Raw genomic sequence first — 16,272 nt, 5'->3', positions numbered from 1 at the left:
CACCAGCATCACGTCGATGTAGGGCACCACGTTCATCTCGGCCTTCAGGCCGTGCTTGTGCTTCGGTCGAACCAGCATTGCGCTCTCCTCCTCAGGCTGCCGCGGCCATGCTCGGCGCCGTGCCGTTCAGACGGCGGTGCAGGCGCCCTTGCAACTCGTTGCCGAAGGCGTAGTAGCGGGCGATCAGCGTCTGGCTACGTGCCGAGAAGCGGTTGTAGGCCATCACCGCGGGAATCGCCGCGAACAGGCCGATGGCGGTGGCGATCAGCGCTTCGGCGATGCCCGGGGCTACGGTGGACAATGTGGCCTGCTGCACCTGGGATAGGCCCAGGAAGGAATTCATGATCCCCCACACGGTGCCGAACAGGCCGATGTAGGGGCTCACCGAGCCGACCGTAGCGAGGAACGGCAGACCCTTCTCCAGGCGTTCTTCCTGCTCAGCGATGGCCACCGCCAGGCTGCGCTCGACACCGTCGAGCACGGTTTCCGGGCTGTTGCCGGCATGGGGCTGTAACTGGCTGAAGCTCTGGTAGCCGGCCAGGAAGATACGTTGCAGGGCGGCATCGGCCGGCAGCTCCTGCTGGCTACCTTCGCGGTACAGGCCACCGATCTCGTCGGTACGAAAGCGCTTGAGAAAGGCCTTGGCCAACTGCTCACTGCGCCGCAGCACGGAGCCGCGCTGGACGATCAGGTACCAGCTGACCAGCGAGGCCAGCACCAGGCAGAGCATCACGGCCTGCACGACGATGCTGGCTTCGGCGATCAGGCCCCAGACGGTCATGTGTTCGAGGTGGGCTTGGTTCTGCATCACGGATTTCCTTCAATTGCTCGAGCCCCAGGGCTCACATTGGAAGACCAGCACGTTGCGCACTGATGACAGGCGCAACGCCGTTCGTCTCACTCCAGGCCCAGCGCAGCGGCGACCGCCGTCCAGGGCACGTATTTGTAGTTCTGGTTGCCTTCGGGCATGCGCTTGCGGCCGTCCTGCACCACCAGCAGGCCGGCGCTCCAGGGCCCGCCGAGGTTGGCTGAGGTGAGGTCCAGGCCATCGGTCTCCGATGCGCCGTCGATACCCAGCTCGGCGTTCAGGCCGATGCGAAAACTGCCGCGCAGCCGGTACGGCGCCTGCGCCTCGACCACCACGTAGCTGTCGTTGCCCTGGCTGGAGATCACCAGGTAGTCGCGCTGCTTGCCGTGGTAGAGCGCCAGCCCCTCGATGTCGTCCTTGACCGGGCCACCGACGGCGATCACCTGCTCTAAAGTGGTCAGCGCCTCGGCGCGCGCATCCAGCGCCCACACCGCAACGTCTTCCTCACCGATATACAGCCGCTCGTTGCGGTCGTCGGCCACGCAGCCCTCGGGCTGGGTCTCGGTCTTGAAGCGACGCACCAGCTGGCCGCTGGCCTTGCCATTCACGCTGCCCAGGCGGTACTGCAGGAAACTGCCGTCCTTGTCGTTGGCGATGGCATGGATGGCGCCCTGGCGATCCTTGAACAGGCACAGGCCGTAGATTTCCTCCAGCGGCGTGGCGATCTGGCCGATGTCGGCGAGCACGCCGCTGGCCGGGTCGATGGCGAACAGGTGCAGGCTGTTGTGATCGCGGTTGCTGGCCACGGCCAGATCCACCTGGCGCTCGCCCAACTGGAAGCCGGAGCGCACATCGACATTGTTCAGGCGGCCGACGCGCAGGCTCTGCACCTGCTTGCCGGCCAGGTCGTAGGCGAGCAGGCCGCCTTTCTTGTCGGTGCCCAGCACGCGGCTGCGTTCGGGGTGCACGCGGTCGATCCAGATCGCCGGGTCGTCCGCCGCATCGCCAAGGCTGGGCACGCCATCGGTCTGTACCAGGGGCGTGAGCACTGGGATGGTCGGCTGTGGCTCGCTGCGCTGAGGCGTCCAGTTCAGTGATGCACTGCGTGCGCCAGCATCATCGACCAGCAGCAGTTCGAGGCCCTGCGACGTCGCGCGGGCGCTGACCTGCTCCGGCTCATCGAGACCCTCTAGACTCAGCACACCGGCACGCTGCCACTGCGAGGCGCTGCGCTGGTACAGGTGCAGGTTGGCAGCAGCGGCATCGACCAGCAGCAGCGCATCCGGCAACACGGCCATCCCTGCGGCCGTCTCGCGCAGCTCGCCGAAGGGCGCGACCAGCTCCACCGGCTCACGCACCAGCGGCGCTTCGGCGCCGGCGTCATAGCGCCACAGGCCGACGTTTTCTTCATTCACGTACAGGCTGTCGCTGCGGTCATCGACCTGACAGAAACCGCTCTCCGGCGGCAGGCTCAGGGCACGTACTAGGTGCGGTTGGGCCAGTGGGCGGCCCTGCTCGGCCACCAGCCACTGCTCGCCGGCGCCCTCTTCGCCCACCAGGAACAGAAAGTCGTTACGCGCGCTGTCGCGGTACAGGCACAGGCCTTCGATGGCGAAACGGGTTTTCGGCAGATAACGCGGCGCGCTCCACTGCTGTGCGGAGTCGAAGCGCGTCAGCAGCGCCTGTTGGCGTTTGCGGTCGAGGCTGGCAACCAGCACCCCGTCGGCATCGGCACGGTGATCGAGGGTTTCGAAGCGGCCCGGCAGCTCGCTGAGCACCTGGCCGTCGTCACCGATTACCTGCAAACCGCTGCGCGCCACCTGCAGGCGCTGGGCGTCGGCGAGAAAGGCCAGCGGCGCCAGCCACTGGGTGCTTTCGCTGGCGATAAGCGTCTTGCTGAGGGTCAGCGCCGGTGTCACAGAAACAGCCTGCTGCGCTTGTTTGCCCTGGCAAGCTGCCAAGGCAACGCAGAGACCCAGCAGGGACAGATTGAACAGTCGCATAGATTGAGAATTTCCTGGATCAATTGCCTGGTTGCAGTGACCTGAAATTTGTTCCGGGTCCGGATACAGGTTTGCGATTTTTCAAAACTGCCTGCGATATGGCGGCGATCATGTGGGAGGGGCTTCAGCCGCGAGCTTTTATCCGGGCAGCAAAAGCTCGCGGCTAAAGCCCCTCCTACAACAATCATTCAGCCAACCGGCAGCTTTTATCTTTCAATCGCCAATCCCTGGCGCTTAAGGAGCGGGAGTTCAAAACCCCGCCGTCAGAAGTGGGTAAGGGTCAGGCCAACCTTGTAGGTCGGGCCGTATTCCTCGTACTGGGCGTTGTAGCTGCGGCGCCCGGTGTAGACGTAGTAGGACTCGTCGGTGATGTTCTGCGCCTCGAAGGTCAGCTGCAGTTCGGGGGTGATGAAGTAGCCGGCCTTGAAATCGACGAACAGCTGATCATCGACGTACAGGTCGTGGCGCTTGTCCTCGACCGAGCTGATCTCGTACAGGTAGCTGGACTTGTAGTTGGCCGCGACGCGAAAGTTGAAGCGATCGTTTTCCCAGCCGACCATGAAATTGCCGACGGTGTCGGACTGATTCGGCAGGTCGATGGAGCGCTTGGCGCCCTGCCCCTCGATGGTCGCGTCGGATCTGCTCAGGGTCAGGTTGGCGCCCAGCAGCACACCGTTCCACGGCGCCGGCAGCCAGTCGAATTTCTGCGAGTAGGCCAGCTCCATGCCATAGAGCTTGGCGCCGCTGCCGTTCTCGAAGCTCAGCGCCTCGTCGAAATCTGCCCAGATACCGCTGCCGGCGAGGTCGGTGTTGTAGATGAAGTTGTCGATGTCCTTGTAGAACAGGAAGCCCGAGACCACGCCGGCACGGCCCATGTAGTGCTCGATGCCGAGATCAAGGTTCATCGATTCAATCGGTTTGAGGTCGGGGTTGCCGAACGAGGCGTCGTCGCCGTCGATGGCGAAGCCCGGCGCCAACTGGCCGAAGGTCGGACGCACCACGGTGTTGGTCCAGGCAGCGCGCACGGCGGTTGACGGCGAAATCTGGTAACGCGCATGCAACCCAGGCAGCCAGTGGTCGTAGCGGTTCTTGCTGTGACTGTCCTCGTAGACGCCATCACGCAGGCCGGTGCCCTTGGCTTCGAACTCGGTGCCCTCGTAACGCAGGCCGGCGATGAAGCGCCAATTGTCTACATCCAGGGTGTTCATCAGGTAGGCCGCGTTGATGTCCTCACGCATGTCGAAGTCGTTGATGCGCGAATTTTCCTCGTCGTAGAACTCGCTGCGATCCAGGCCGCCGATCAGGTTCTTGATGGCGCCGGCGCTGATGCCGTTGCCGAAGTTGCCCAGGGAATAGTCGACGTTGCCGCTCTGCAGGCCTCCCAGATCGATGCCGCTGAAGTCGTCGTAGACCCACACCTCGGTGTCGCTGGTCTTGTCGCGGCGGCTGAGCTTGCCGCCGAATTTGACCTGGGCGGCGTTGCCTTTGAGGTCGTAGTCGCGGGCCAGGTCCAGACGGATGTTCTTTTCCTTGTCCTTGCCGCTGACCTTCTCCCATTCCACTTCGTCGAGTTCGAAGGAGGCCGGGTCGTAGAACCCGCTGCCCACGCTCAGGTACGGCTTGCGCGTGCCGTCGAAGCCGACATCGGTGAAATCGCCGACGAACTTCGCCCCGGCGATGCCGCCCGGATCCATCTCAGTGGCCTCGCTGTAGCCGGCCTGGCCGCTGATGGTCCACAGGTCGATCATGCGTTCGCCGCCGATTACATAGGACTGGATCTCCTGGGTGTCCTGACGCGACTTCAGTTCGCGCCAGCCTTCAGCGTCGCCGCGTTCGCCCGAAGCCTGAGCATCGGCGAACTCGACACCCGCGGCGTTGCGCGTCTCGGTGTCCTTGAACTTGCTGTACAGGGTGCGCAGGTAATAGTTGGAGTAATCGTCGGGCTGGTAGTCGAAGTTCAGGCCAAAGCCGGTGCGCTCACGGGTAATTTCGTAGTCGCGCTGCTCGACCTCCTCCAGGCGCGCGCCGTCGTCGAAATCCCAGGCGCCGCCGGTCTCGACGTTCTCCGAGCCGAACTTGCGTTTCTGCCAGCTGAACGCTGCCGCTACGCCGAAGTTGTCGGTGCCGTCGCCCAGGCTGAAACGGTCGCTGATGGCGCCGGAGAACTTGGGGCTGTTCTTGCTGACGTTGGTGTCGTGACTGCCTTCGCCGGACAGGGAGTAGAACAGGCCGTCGTGGTCGAAGGCCGATAGGCTTTCCACCTCGATGGTGCCGCCCAGGGAGTTGGCATCCATGTCCGGGGTCAGGCTCTTGACCACCGACAGCGACTGCACAAGCTCGGCGGGCAGCACGTCCAGCGCCACCGCGCGGCGGTCGCTTTCCGGTGCCGGCACCAGGGTGCCGTTGATGGTCACGCTATTGAGATCCGGGGCGATGCCGCGCACGCTGACGAAGCGCCCTTCGCCCTGGTCGCGCTCCACCGACAGGCCCGGAATGCGCTGCAGGGCTTCGGCGGCGTTGTCGTCCGGCAACTGGCCGACGCCGTCGGCGTGCACCACGCTCTTGATGCTGTCGGCGCTCTTTTGCTCACGCAGCGCCTTGTCGATGCTGGCGGCCTGGCCGATTACCTCGACGCGCTCGATCACTTCTTCTGCCCAGGCCGGCGCGGCGCTGATGGCGATGGTCAGAAGGCTGACGCGAAAACCGATATTGCGGCTATGACGGAATGGCTTTGCCACCTTGACTCCCTCGTTCGATGACCCTGGCAACACCAGGCAATGGCAGCGAAAGCTAGAAATCCTTTGTGGCACTTGCGTGACAGGGGCGCCGGCTCGAGCCTTGAAAGCATGGTTTTACGGCCGTCGACCGAGTGTTTTGAGCTGAATTGACCTCCCCGGCATGCCGGGAACAGATACTCCAGCCCCATTTTTATCCGGCCGCGAAACGGGTACCGGCAGCAGCGAGTCTCTGCTGCTGGCGCGCCGCACGCGGGACTGTGGCTACGGATCGACAAACAAACGCCTGACTCGGCGACGCTTAAATCAGCCTGAAAATTTGCCGGTTTGCGCAGCGATCACCTGAGCCGAATCGACCCCCCGGACGGTAACCGAACCGTCATACGCCTTTGTTTCCTTGGCGCCCCAACGCACCTCCGCCTTACCCAAGGAAACCGCTCATGCATCGCCCCCTGCTGCTGGCCACGTTGCTGGCCACCGCCCTGACCTGCTCACCAGCCTTCGCCCAACAGCCCGTACCGCACTCGCCCGGCCAGCCTTACGCCGCCGGTAACCTGGCCGACCGCATCGTGCTGACGCCTGGCGCCGACGCCGCCACGCAGATGGCCGTGAGCTTTCGCACCGATTTGCAACAAGGCACTGCCCAGCTGGAGTTCGGCCCGGCGCTGGCCGGCCCGCAGTTGACCGCCAAGGCGCAGCCACGCAGTGGCCAGACCCGCCGATTGGACGCCGAAAATGGCCCCTCCAACTACCACCAGATGCGCCTGGAGCAGCTCACGCCAGACACCGCCTATGTCTATCGGGTCAAGGGCAGCGCCGGCTGGAGCGAGTGGCATCAGTTCCGCACCGCCAGGCAGACCTTCGCGCCGTTCACCTTCATCTACCTGGGCGATACCCAGAACGACATCCTCGCCGTGGCCTCACGCACCATTCGCCAGGCACTGCGCAGCGTCTCCCGCCCGGCACTGGTGGTGCACGCCGGTGATCTGGTCGCCTCGCGCGACGAGCTGGCCCATGACGACGAATGGGGCGAATGGAACCAGGCCGGCGGCTGGGCCTACGCCGCCATCCCGCAACTGGTGGCCGCCGGCAACCATGAGTACATCGACACCCTGCTGGCCGACGGCAGCGAGAGCCGCACCCTGGGCGAGCACTTCCCCGCCCAGTTCGCCCTACCGCGCAACGGCGCCGAGGGCGTGGCCGACACCAGCTACGTCAGCGACTACCAGGGCGTGCGTTTCGTGGTGCTGGACGGCACCTCGGCGCTCGACCTCGGCACGCTGGAGAACCAGACCCGCTGGCTGGAAAACGCCCTGAAGACCAGCAAGGCGACCTGGAACGTGGTGGTCATGCACCAGCCGATCTACACCTGCGCGCGCCCCGAGGACACCGAAGAACTGAAGGCCGCCTGGCAACCGCTGCTCGAACGCTACAAGGTCGACCTGGTGCTGCAGGGCCACGATCATTGCTACAGCCGCCTGACCCATGCCGCCGGCCGCGATGCCACCCGCCAGGCGCAACAGGCCAACCAGCCCATCGGCCCGGTGTATCTGGTGTCCGTGACCGGCTCGAAGATGTACGGCCTCAACGACCGCGCCCACACCCAGCCCGACCGCAGCGCCGAGGACACCCAGCTGTTCCAGACCATCGCGGTGGAACAGAACCGCCTGAGCGTGCGCACCTACACCGCCGACGATCGCCTGTACGACGCCTTCGACATCCAGCGCGACGCCAAGGGCAACAAGTACCTGCACGAACCGAAGCTGGAGAAACAGGCCGAGCGCTTCTGCAGCGCCGAACGCGGCCCGGATGGCCTGCCGTGCAGCGCGCGAGACAAATGACCGTCATCGTTCTGAGACATTGCCCCGGCATGCTCGGCAGCGCCCATAGGCGCAGCGCAAGGAGAACCCCATGAAGTCGTTGCTGAAACTGCACGGCATGACCCTGGCCGGCCTGGTCCTGGCCGCCAATGCCGGCCTGCTGGTCTACCTGGCGGCCGGCGACATCAAGCGCTGGGCCGAGATTAACTGGATGGATGTGGCCGGCGAAGGCGGCACCTGTCTGATCCTCTGCGGCTGGCTGATCATGCTGCTGCGCGGCCGCCCGGCCGGGCGCGTCACGCGCCTGCTGTCACTGGGGCTGTGCTTCACCGCCTTCTCGATGTGGATGGATTGTCTGGACGAATTCATCCGCCTGCCGGCCGAAGCGATCTGGGACAACTGGCTGGAAACCGCGCCCATGCCCGTGGGCATGCTGTTGCTGACCCTCGGCATGTATCACCTGCAGCAGGAGCAGCGCGCCATCAACGAGCAAATGAGCAAGCGCGAGCAGCGCCTGCGCGACCACCGCCTGTTCGACAAGCTCACCCCGCTGTCCGGCGCCCAATACTTGCGCCAGCACCTGCAGCAGGCCCTGGTGCAGGCACGCACCGAGCAGCAGCCGCTGTCGCTGGTCGCCATCGACCTGGACGACTTCAACCTGGTCAACCAGCGCTACGGTCAGGCCGAGGGCGACCAGGTGCTGCAGGCCGTTGCCCAGTTGCTGCTGCTCAACCTGCGCCAGCAGGACATGCTCTGCCGGCTGGCCGGCGACCGCTTTGTCGCCGTGCTGCCCAACACGGGTGAGCATCAGGCGCTGAGCATGGCCGGCGAATTGCGCCAGAGCATCGCCAACCTGGCACACCGCAGCCAGCAGCACGGCGAACGCCTGCAACTGCGCGCCACGGTGGCCGCAGTGATGGCGCTGGAGGAGGACGAGGCGCAGCTGCTCAAACGCCTCAACCTCGCGCTGGCCTACGCCAAACCTCGCCTGGCGCGCAGCGCATGAGCAGCACCGGCTACGAGTGCGACAGCCGCTTCATCGCGGCTCACCATCTGCCGGCCGTACTGATCGACCTGGCACGCTCGCGCGGTATCGACAGCCACCACCTGCTGCGCGGTTGCGAGCTGTTCTACGACGACATCGTCACCGGCCAGGCGCGGATCAGCCCTGGCCAGTTTCTGCGTCTGATCGCCAACGCCCAGAAGCTGCTGAATGCGGCGGATACCAGCTTCCTGTTCGGCCAGCGCCTGTGGCCGGGCCATTACGGCGCGGGTAGCCATCTGCTGGAGCAGGCCGATCACCTGCTGCAGGCGCTGGAGGATCTGGTCACCTACCGCGCCCTGCTGTCACCGCTGCTCACCCCCGTGCTGCACCTGGACGACCGCTATCTGCACCTGTACTGGCGTGACAGCTGCGGCGCCGCCGAGCGACTGCCCTTTCTGCTCGAAGCGAGCATGACCGCGGTGGTCGCCCTTGCCCGTCGTCAGCAGAACGAGCGCCTGCCCTGGCGCTTCCAGTTCGCCTACGCCGAGCCGAGCCACGTCGAGCAATACTGGGTACACCTCGGTGAAGCGCTGAGCTTCGACCGCCCCTCGACAGTCATGAGCCTGCCCCGCGAGCACCTGCTACAGCCCTGGCCGAATGGTGGCGCCACAGGCGCGCGGGTCGCCCGCCAGGCCTGTAACGAGCAATTGCAGAACTGGGGCTGGCAGCACAGCCTGCTCGACGAATTGCATGCCCACCTCAGCGCCCATATCCGTCAGCCGCTAAGCCTGGAGCGCGTGGCCAGCGCCTTCGCCACCAGCCCGGCCACGCTCAAGCGCAAACTCGGCAAACACGGCACCCACTTTCAGGAGCAACTCGACCTGGCGCGCCGCGATCTGGCGCTGTACCTGTACCAAGTCAAGGGCTATAACAACGATGAAGTAGCGCAGCGACTGGGCTTCAATGACATCACCAACTTCCGCCGCTCGTTCAAGCGCTGGACGGGCCGCGTGCCCAGCGACCTGGGCGCCTTCACCTTGCATGGGAAAGCCTGAGGTGCAAAGCCGGACGGCCACGCTCAGCGATAAAACACTGCGGCTGGTCATGGCAACAGCCGTGAAGCGTTACCAGCAAATCGAAGCTGGCTGCCATGGACATGAACGCCGCCTTCGATCCCTAGGCGTGGCGGCACTGCAAAGCGTGTTGAACCAGCCAGCACCTTGCATGTAAACCCGAGCCGCTCAAAGCTCAACGCATCCTGCAGATGATCCTGCGCCAGCGGCGCATCACGCATGCCAATGACGCTGTATTGGAGTCGCGCTCTCCCTTCGCAGCAGGCCTCAGAATACGAACTCAGGCAGATGACCTCTGGTGCTTGCGACTCGTACCAGCAAATCGATATTATGCGAACAATTCTCAATTGAACTTGAGTATCGACTCCTCCATTGCGAGCGTGCGCATGTCTGCGGCCGAGCCCCCTTTCCAGCAAGCGATCCATGAGCTGTACAGCAACCATCACGGTTGGCTGTTCGCCTGGCTACGGCGCAAGCTGGGTTGCGCCCATAACGCGGCCGATCTGGCGCAGGACACCTTTGCCCGCATTCTTTCTTCGCGCGAGGTGCTCGGCAGCATTCGCGAGCCACGTGCCTTTCTGACGACGACAGCGCGCCGCCTGGTGATCGACAAGTCACGTCGCAAACAGATCGAAGACGCCTACCTGCGTGAGCTGGCGCTGACCGTCGAAAGCCTTTCGGGTTACCAGTCGCCCGAGCAGATTCTCACCACGCTCGAAGCCCTGGAGCAGATCGCGTTCGTCCTGGAAGAGCTCAGCGCCAAACAGCGCCAGACCTTCCTGATGTACTTCCTGGATGGCCAAAGCCAGGTCGAGATCGCCGTGCAGATGGGTATTTCCGAACGCATGGTGCGTAAGCATCTGATGCAGGCGCTGCTGCATTGCAGCAATGCGCTGGAAGTCTGAGCGCGCGCATGAACAGCCTGGAATCGATCAACGAGCAAGCCGCCGACTGGCTGATCCGGCTCAACGAGCCGGACGCCGACGAACACCTTGCAGCCGAATTCGATGCCTGGAAACGCAGCGATGCTCGACATGCCGCAGCAGCCGAGCGGCTACAGGCCTTTATCGGGCAAATGTCGGCGCTGCGTACGCAAAAGGCCTCGGTGCATGCCGCGCTCGATGCCGCCTTCACCAGCCGCAAGCGCAGCTACCGGGGCAAGCGCGTGGCCACCGCCCTGATGCTGCTGGCGCTGCTGCCGGCCTGGGCGCTCTGGCGTAGCGAGCTGCCCGGCTACCTGCTGGCCGACCTGCGCACCCAGCCCGCGCAATGGCTGGTGCACGAGCTAGCCGATCATTCACGGGTGACCCTCAACGGCAACAGCGCCCTGGACCTGCAGTACGACGGCCAGCAGCGACGCATTCGCCTGCTGCGCGGCGAAGTGCTGGTCGACGTCGCCCATGACTCGAGCCGCCCCTTTATCGTCGAGACCGAGCAGGGCGAAATCCGTGCGCTGGGCACCCGCTTCGTGGTCACCCGGGCAGAAGGCGTGACCCTGGTGACCATGCTCGAATCGCGCGTGGCGGCGACCGCCAGCGACAACCCGCGGGCGCTGGAGGTCAATGCCGGCGAGCAGGCGCGCATCACCCGCGACGAGGTGCAATTGACGGCGACCGTGGACACCCGCAGCGTCGAGGACGCCTGGCGCCACCATCAACTGGTGGTCAAGGACCAGCCGTTGCCCGCGGTGCTCGATCAACTGGCCAGGCAGTTTCCGGGGCATATGCAGTTCGACCGCGAGGCGCTGGCCGACCTGCGCGTATCCGCGGTGCTGCCGCTGGATGACAGCGACCGCGCCCTGAATCTGCTCGCCGAGGCACTGCCACTGCAGGTTCGAGAATTCGGCCCATGGCTGAGAGTGATCAGCCGCGCCCGCTGAAGCGGCAGCAAAAAAAATCGCATGATCGGGTTCCGGGTTTTGCGCCTGGCCCGTCAAGGACGATAGACACCAAAAAAACACGGGATCCTATCGATCATGCGCACCTCCGCCGCGCCCTTTGGCTACGCTGTCACGCCCCTTGCCCTGGCCGTTCATCTGACCTTCGCCGGGCTGCTGGGCACCCTTGCCGTCATGCCTGCACCCGCTCACGCTGCCGAGCAGGCGCACACCCACTACGACATCGAAGCCGGCCCCCTGGCGGAGGTGCTGAGCCGTTTCGCGCAGCAGGCCGGTGTGCCCCTGGCGTTCGAGCCGCAGCGCCTCGCCAATCTGCAAAGCCCGGGCCTGCACGGGCGGTACGATATCGACGCAGGCTTCGCCACCCTGCTGCGAGGCAGCGGTTACTCAGCCCGCATGGGGACTAACGGTTACGTCCTGGTTCGCCAGAGCGACAGTCTGGAGCTGAGCGCCACGACCGTGATCGGCGCCAACGAGGAACACCCCAACGAATATGTGGCTGGCTACGTGGCCAAACGCAACATGAGCGCTACCAAGACCGACACGCCGATCACCGAAACGCCACAGTCGCTGTCGGTGGTGACGAGCGACGAGGTCCGCGACCGCCAGTCGGAAACGCTGGGCCAGGCGCTGAGTTACACGCCAGGGCTCACCAGCAGCTCGACCGCGTTCAACCGCACCGCGGACCGCTTCCGCATCCGCGGCTTCGGGGTCGAATCCGGCACCGGCGGCTCGCTGCGCGACGGCCTGCGCCTGCAGAACAACTCCTACGACGGCATTCAGGAACCTTATGGCCTGGAGCGCGTCGAGGTCATTCGCGGCGCTGCCTCGGTGCTCTACGGCCAGCTTTCGCCCGGCGGCATGATCAACGGCGTCAGCAAGCGCCCGTCCGAAACGCCCTTCCATGAGCTGAACCTGCAAGCGGGTTCCCACGACCGCAAGCAACTCTCTGCAGACTTCAGTGGCCCGTTGGCCGGTAGCGACACCCTGAGCTATCGCCTGACCCTGCTCAGTCGCAACAGCGACACCCAGCAGGATCATATCAACGACGACAAGTTCTACATCGCTCCGGCGCTGACCTGGCGCCCCAACGAAGACACCTCTCTGACCCTGCTGTCCTTCTACCAGAAGACCGATACGCGTTTCCCCGCGCCCCTGCCCTACCAGTTGGTCAAGGGTGTGGGTGACGGCGCGTTCAAGATCGGTCGCCACGATTTCATCGGCGAGCCGGACTACGACGACATGAACGGCGAGATGTCGACCCTGGGCTACGAATTTCAACACCACTTCAACGAAAACTTCACGCTCAACCATAAGCTGCGTTATTACGAAACCGACGTGCAGTGGAGCTACCTGCAAATTCAACCGTCTGCCGCTGCCATCAACCTTGCTGCAAACACCGGCACACTGTTGCGCCGTTACAGTGACCGCCACGAACGCGCAAGGACATGGGCCAGTGACACCAATATCGAGTCGAAATGGCAGCTCGGCAATGTCGAACACACAGTTCTCGTAGGCTTCGATGGCTATGACACTTCCTATGACTCACATAATTTCCGGGGCACCCCTACCAACACTCCAAGCCTGGATCTGACTCGTTATAACTACGGTCAGCCAGTGGTCGTCGACAAAAGCCGCGCAGCGGATCGCGGATCGCAGCTCGATACTCGACAGAAAGGTCTCTATCTGCAGGATCAGATCAAGTTCGACGACAAGTGGATTCTAGTGTTGGGTGGCCGCCACGACTGGGCTGACCAACAGCAGACGGCGCATCGCAATGATGCCAAGGCCAGCCAAAGCGACGAAGCCACCACCTGGCGCGCCGGCCTGGTCTACCTGGCGGACAACGGCCTGGCGCCCTATATCAGCTACAGCGAGTCGTTCTTCCCTGTTTCTGTCGCAGAAGTCACTGGCCAAAACTTCGCCCCCACCGAAGGCAAGCAATACGAAGTGGGCGTGCGCTATCAGCCCAAGGACAGCAATCTGCTACTCAGTGCAGCCATCTATGAACTGACCCAAACCAACGTGCTGACCTTCGATAGCAATGACGATCCGAGACAGACCGGCGAGGTTCGCTCGCGCGGCCTGGAACTGGAGGCCAAAGCGGATGTGACCGAAGCGCTAAGCCTCATTGCCTCCTACGCCTACACCGATGCCCGCACCACCAAAAGCGCCATTGCCACAGAAGTCGGCCAACGCACCGATGATACGCCTTACCACCAGGCCGCCCTGTGGACCAGCTACGACTTCATCAACTGGGGTATTCCGCAACTGACCATAGGCGCCGGCGCTCGCTACATGGGTACAACCCAGGCCTCACTGATGGACTCGCCCATGCCGGCCTATACCCTGTTCGACGCCATGGCGCGCTACCAGATCGACGATCACTGGGCCGTGACCGTCAACGCCAGCAACCTGACCGACAAGCGCTACGCGCAGTGCGGGGCCTCCACCTGTCACTACGGTGACGAGCGCCAGGTGGTGAGCACGGTGAGCTATCGCTGGTAACGAGCACAGCCGGCAAGATCGGGCAAGGCTGCCAGTTCGAGCCGCTCAGGCCCCAAGCGTGAACAAGCCCCTGAAGTCGATTCTTCAGGGGCTTTTCGTTGGTCACGCCGCGTCGATTACGAGGCGATCGATGCCAATCGGCGATAACTTGATGACACGGCGCCCGCCTTATCCGATCCAGCACGCCAGCACGAAAACCCGGATAATGGCGGCCATTTCGTTTCACTCGCTGGTGCTGCCCTCATGGAAATCAAGGTCAACTTTCTCGACAACCTTCGCCTCGAAGCCAAGTTCGATGACTTCACGGTGATCGCCGATCAGCCGATCCGCTACAAGGGCGACGGTTCGGCGCCGGGGCCGTTCGACTATTTCCTGGCCTCCTCGGCGCTGTGCGCGGCCTACTTCGTCAAGCTGTACTGCCAGACGCGGGACATCCCCACCGAGAACATCCGCCTGTCGCAGAACAACATCGTCGACCCGGAGAATCGCTACGCGCAGATCTTCAAGATCCAGGTCGAGCTGCCCGCCGATATCTCCGAGAAGGATCGCCTGGGAATTCTGCGCTCCATCGACCGCTGCACGGTGAAGAAGGTGGTGCAGCAGGGGCCCGAGTTCATCATCGAAGAAGTGGAAAACCTCGACGCCGACGCCCAGGCGCTGCTGATGCCGGTGAGTGACACCACCACCTACATCCCGGGCAAGGACCTGCCGCTGGAGCAGACCATCGCCAACATGTCGGGCATCCTCGCGGATCTGGGCATGAAGATCGAGATCGCCTCCTGGCGCAACATTGTGCCCAACGTCTGGTCGCTGCATATCCGCGATGCGCAGTCGAACCTGTGCTTCACCAACGGCAAGGGGTCGACCAAGGAAAGCGCCCTGGCCTCGGCGCTGGGCGAGTTCATCGAGCGGCTGAACTGCAACTTCTTCTACAACGACCAGTTCTGGGGCGAGGACATCGCCGCCGCCGAGTTCGTCCACTACCCGAACGAACGCTGGTTCAAGCCGGGCCCGAAGGATGCGCTGCCCGAAGAAATTCTCGACGAGCACTGCCGGGCCATCTTCGATCCGGACGGCGAACTGCGCGCCTCGCACCTGTACGACACCAATTCGGGCAACACCCTGCGCGGTATCTGTTCGCTGCCGTTCGTGCGCCAGAGCGATGGCGAGACGGTGTATTTTCCGTCCAACCTGATCGAGAATCTGTACCTGTCCAACGGTATGAGCGCCGGCAACACTCTGGCCGAGGCGCAGGTGCAGTGCCTGTCGGAGATTTTCGAGCGAGCGGTCAAACGCGAGATTCTAGAGAACGAGCTGTGCCTGCCGGACGTGCCGCAGGACGTGCTGGCCAAGTACCCGGGGATCGTCGCCGGCATCCAGGGCCTGGAGGAGCAAGGCTTCCCGGTGCTGGTGAAGGACGCCTCGCTAGGCGGTGAATTTCCGGTGATGTGCGTGACCCTGATGAACCCGCGCACCGGCGGTGTGTTCGCCTCGTTCGGCGCCCACCCGACCCTGGAAGTGGCACTGGAGCGCAGCCTCACCGAGCTGCTGCAGGGCCGCAGCTTCGAGGGCCTCAACGACCTGCCGCAACCGACCTTCGACAGCCTGGCGCTGACCGAGCCGAACAACTTCGTCGAGCACTTCATCGACTCCAGCGGCGTGGTGTCGTGGCGCTTCTTCGGCGCCACGCCGGACTTCGAATTCGTCGAATGGGACTTCTCCGGCGAAGGCAGCGACTCGAATGAGCAGGAAGCCGCGACTCTGTTCGGCATCCTCGAGGACATGGGCAAGGAGGTCTACGTGGCCACCTATGACGACCTCGGCGCCAACGCCTGCCGCATCCTGGTGCCGGGCTATTCGGAGATCTACCCGGTCGAGGATCTGATCTGGGACAACACCAACAAGGCGCTGCTGTTCCGCAAGGACATCCTCAACCTGCACGCCCTGAGCGACCGCGAGCTGAAATCGCTGCTGCGTAACCTGAACAACACCGAAGTCGACGACTACACCGATATCACCACGCTGATCGGCATCGAGTTCGACGACAACACGGTGTGGGGCCAGCTGACCATTCTCGAGCTGAAGCTCTTGATCAACCTGGCGTTGAAGAAATACGACGATGCCAAGGAGCTGGTCGAGGCCTTCCTGCAGTACAACGACAACACCGTCGAGCGCGGCCTGTTCTACCAGGCGGTCAACGCCGTGCTGGAGATCCAGCTGGACGACGAGCTGGAGCTGGCCAACTACGAGCACAACCTGCGGCGCATGTTCGGTAGCGAGCGCATGGACGCGGTGATCGGCTCGGTGGAAGGCAGCGTGCGCTTCCATGGGCTGACCCCGACTAGTATGAAGCTCGAAGGCCTGGACAAGCACCTGCGCCTGATCGACAGCTACAAGAAGCTGCACGCCGCTCGCGCCAAAGCAGCCAGGCTGGCCGGCTGAG

At 63.8% G+C, this 16,272-nt stretch carries 11 protein-coding genes and 1 pseudogene; 7 read left to right on the top strand and 5 right to left on the bottom strand.

All coding sequences use genetic code 11. The features are described from left to right. The 4 genes and pseudogenes from B3P22_RS23320 to B3P22_RS23305 all read right to left on the bottom strand — a co-directional run. Positions 1 to 78: pseudogene (locus tag B3P22_RS23320) on the bottom strand (protein TolR); the annotation flags it as partial. 13 nt (positions 79 to 91) lie between these two features. Then, the gene (gene tolQ, locus B3P22_RS23315; protein ID WP_296272772.1) at positions 92 to 808 is read right to left on the bottom strand and encodes a protein TolQ; all 717 of its coding nucleotides are present in this window, start codon (positions 806 to 808) and stop codon (positions 92 to 94) included. An 89-nt stretch (positions 809 to 897) separates the two neighbouring features. Then, a complete protein-coding gene (locus B3P22_RS23310; protein ID WP_296272770.1) occupies positions 898 to 2,811 on the bottom strand; it encodes a phytase in 1,914 nt (637 codons plus the stop codon). A 263-nt stretch (positions 2,812 to 3,074) separates the two neighbouring features. Continuing rightward, positions 3,075 to 5,549, bottom strand: coding sequence for a TonB-dependent receptor (locus B3P22_RS23305; RefSeq protein ID WP_296272768.1), 2,475 nt, complete (start codon positions 5,547 to 5,549; stop codon positions 3,075 to 3,077). A 437-nt stretch (positions 5,550 to 5,986) separates the two neighbouring features. Between B3P22_RS23305 and B3P22_RS23300 the strand changes: the two genes are divergently transcribed. From B3P22_RS23300 to B3P22_RS23290, 3 genes are all read left to right on the top strand, one after another. Then, positions 5,987 to 7,387 (top strand): purple acid phosphatase family protein, encoded by a 1,401-nt coding sequence (locus B3P22_RS23300; RefSeq protein ID WP_296272766.1) that lies wholly within the window; start codon positions 5,987 to 5,989, stop codon positions 7,385 to 7,387. A gap of 70 nt (positions 7,388 to 7,457) precedes the next feature. Next, complete coding sequence (locus B3P22_RS23295) at positions 7,458 to 8,372, top strand: GGDEF domain-containing protein (RefSeq protein WP_197854971.1); 915 nt, start codon at positions 7,458 to 7,460, stop codon at positions 8,370 to 8,372. Then, positions 8,369 to 9,406 (top strand): AraC family transcriptional regulator ligand-binding domain-containing protein, encoded by a 1,038-nt coding sequence (locus tag B3P22_RS23290; RefSeq protein ID WP_296272763.1) that lies wholly within the window; start codon positions 8,369 to 8,371, stop codon positions 9,404 to 9,406. The genes B3P22_RS23295 and B3P22_RS23290 overlap by 4 nt, the downstream gene beginning before the upstream one ends. Before the next feature lie 47 nt (positions 9,407 to 9,453). Here B3P22_RS23290 and B3P22_RS23285 read toward each other — a convergent pair whose 3' ends face one another. Then, positions 9,454 to 9,645, bottom strand: a complete 192-nt coding sequence (locus B3P22_RS23285; protein ID WP_296272761.1) for a hypothetical protein — start codon at positions 9,643 to 9,645, stop codon at positions 9,454 to 9,456. A 165-nt stretch (positions 9,646 to 9,810) separates the two neighbouring features. Between B3P22_RS23285 and B3P22_RS23280 the strand changes: the two genes are divergently transcribed. The 4 genes from B3P22_RS23280 to B3P22_RS23265 all read left to right on the top strand — a co-directional run bounded on the left by B3P22_RS23280 (position 9,811) and on the right by B3P22_RS23265 (position 16,271). Next, positions 9,811 to 10,329 (top strand): sigma-70 family RNA polymerase sigma factor, encoded by a 519-nt coding sequence (locus B3P22_RS23280; protein ID WP_296272759.1) that lies wholly within the window; start codon positions 9,811 to 9,813, stop codon positions 10,327 to 10,329. 8 nt (positions 10,330 to 10,337) lie between these two features. Continuing rightward, positions 10,338 to 11,303, top strand: a complete 966-nt coding sequence (locus B3P22_RS23275; RefSeq protein WP_296272756.1) for a FecR domain-containing protein — start codon at positions 10,338 to 10,340, stop codon at positions 11,301 to 11,303. Positions 11,304 to 11,399: 96 nt separating this feature from the next. Continuing rightward, positions 11,400 to 13,829 carry a TonB-dependent siderophore receptor gene (locus B3P22_RS23270; RefSeq protein ID WP_296272754.1) on the top strand — a complete coding sequence of 810 codons (2,430 nt, stop codon included), beginning with the start codon at positions 11,400 to 11,402 and terminating at the stop codon, positions 13,827 to 13,829. Between the two features lie 243 nt (positions 13,830 to 14,072). Continuing rightward, positions 14,073 to 16,271: an OsmC domain/YcaO domain-containing protein gene (locus tag B3P22_RS23265; protein ID WP_296272752.1), complete on the top strand. Its 2,199-nt coding sequence runs from the start codon at positions 14,073 to 14,075 to the stop codon at positions 16,269 to 16,271. Position 16,272: the final 1 nt, after the last annotated feature.

The organism is Pseudomonas sp. UBA6323 (assembly GCF_002439135.1).
Taxonomy (GTDB): domain Bacteria; phylum Pseudomonadota; class Gammaproteobacteria; order Pseudomonadales; family Pseudomonadaceae; genus Aquipseudomonas.
The sequence above is the reverse complement of the archived record's forward strand: the minus strand, read 5'-3'. Positions and strand labels throughout refer to the sequence as shown.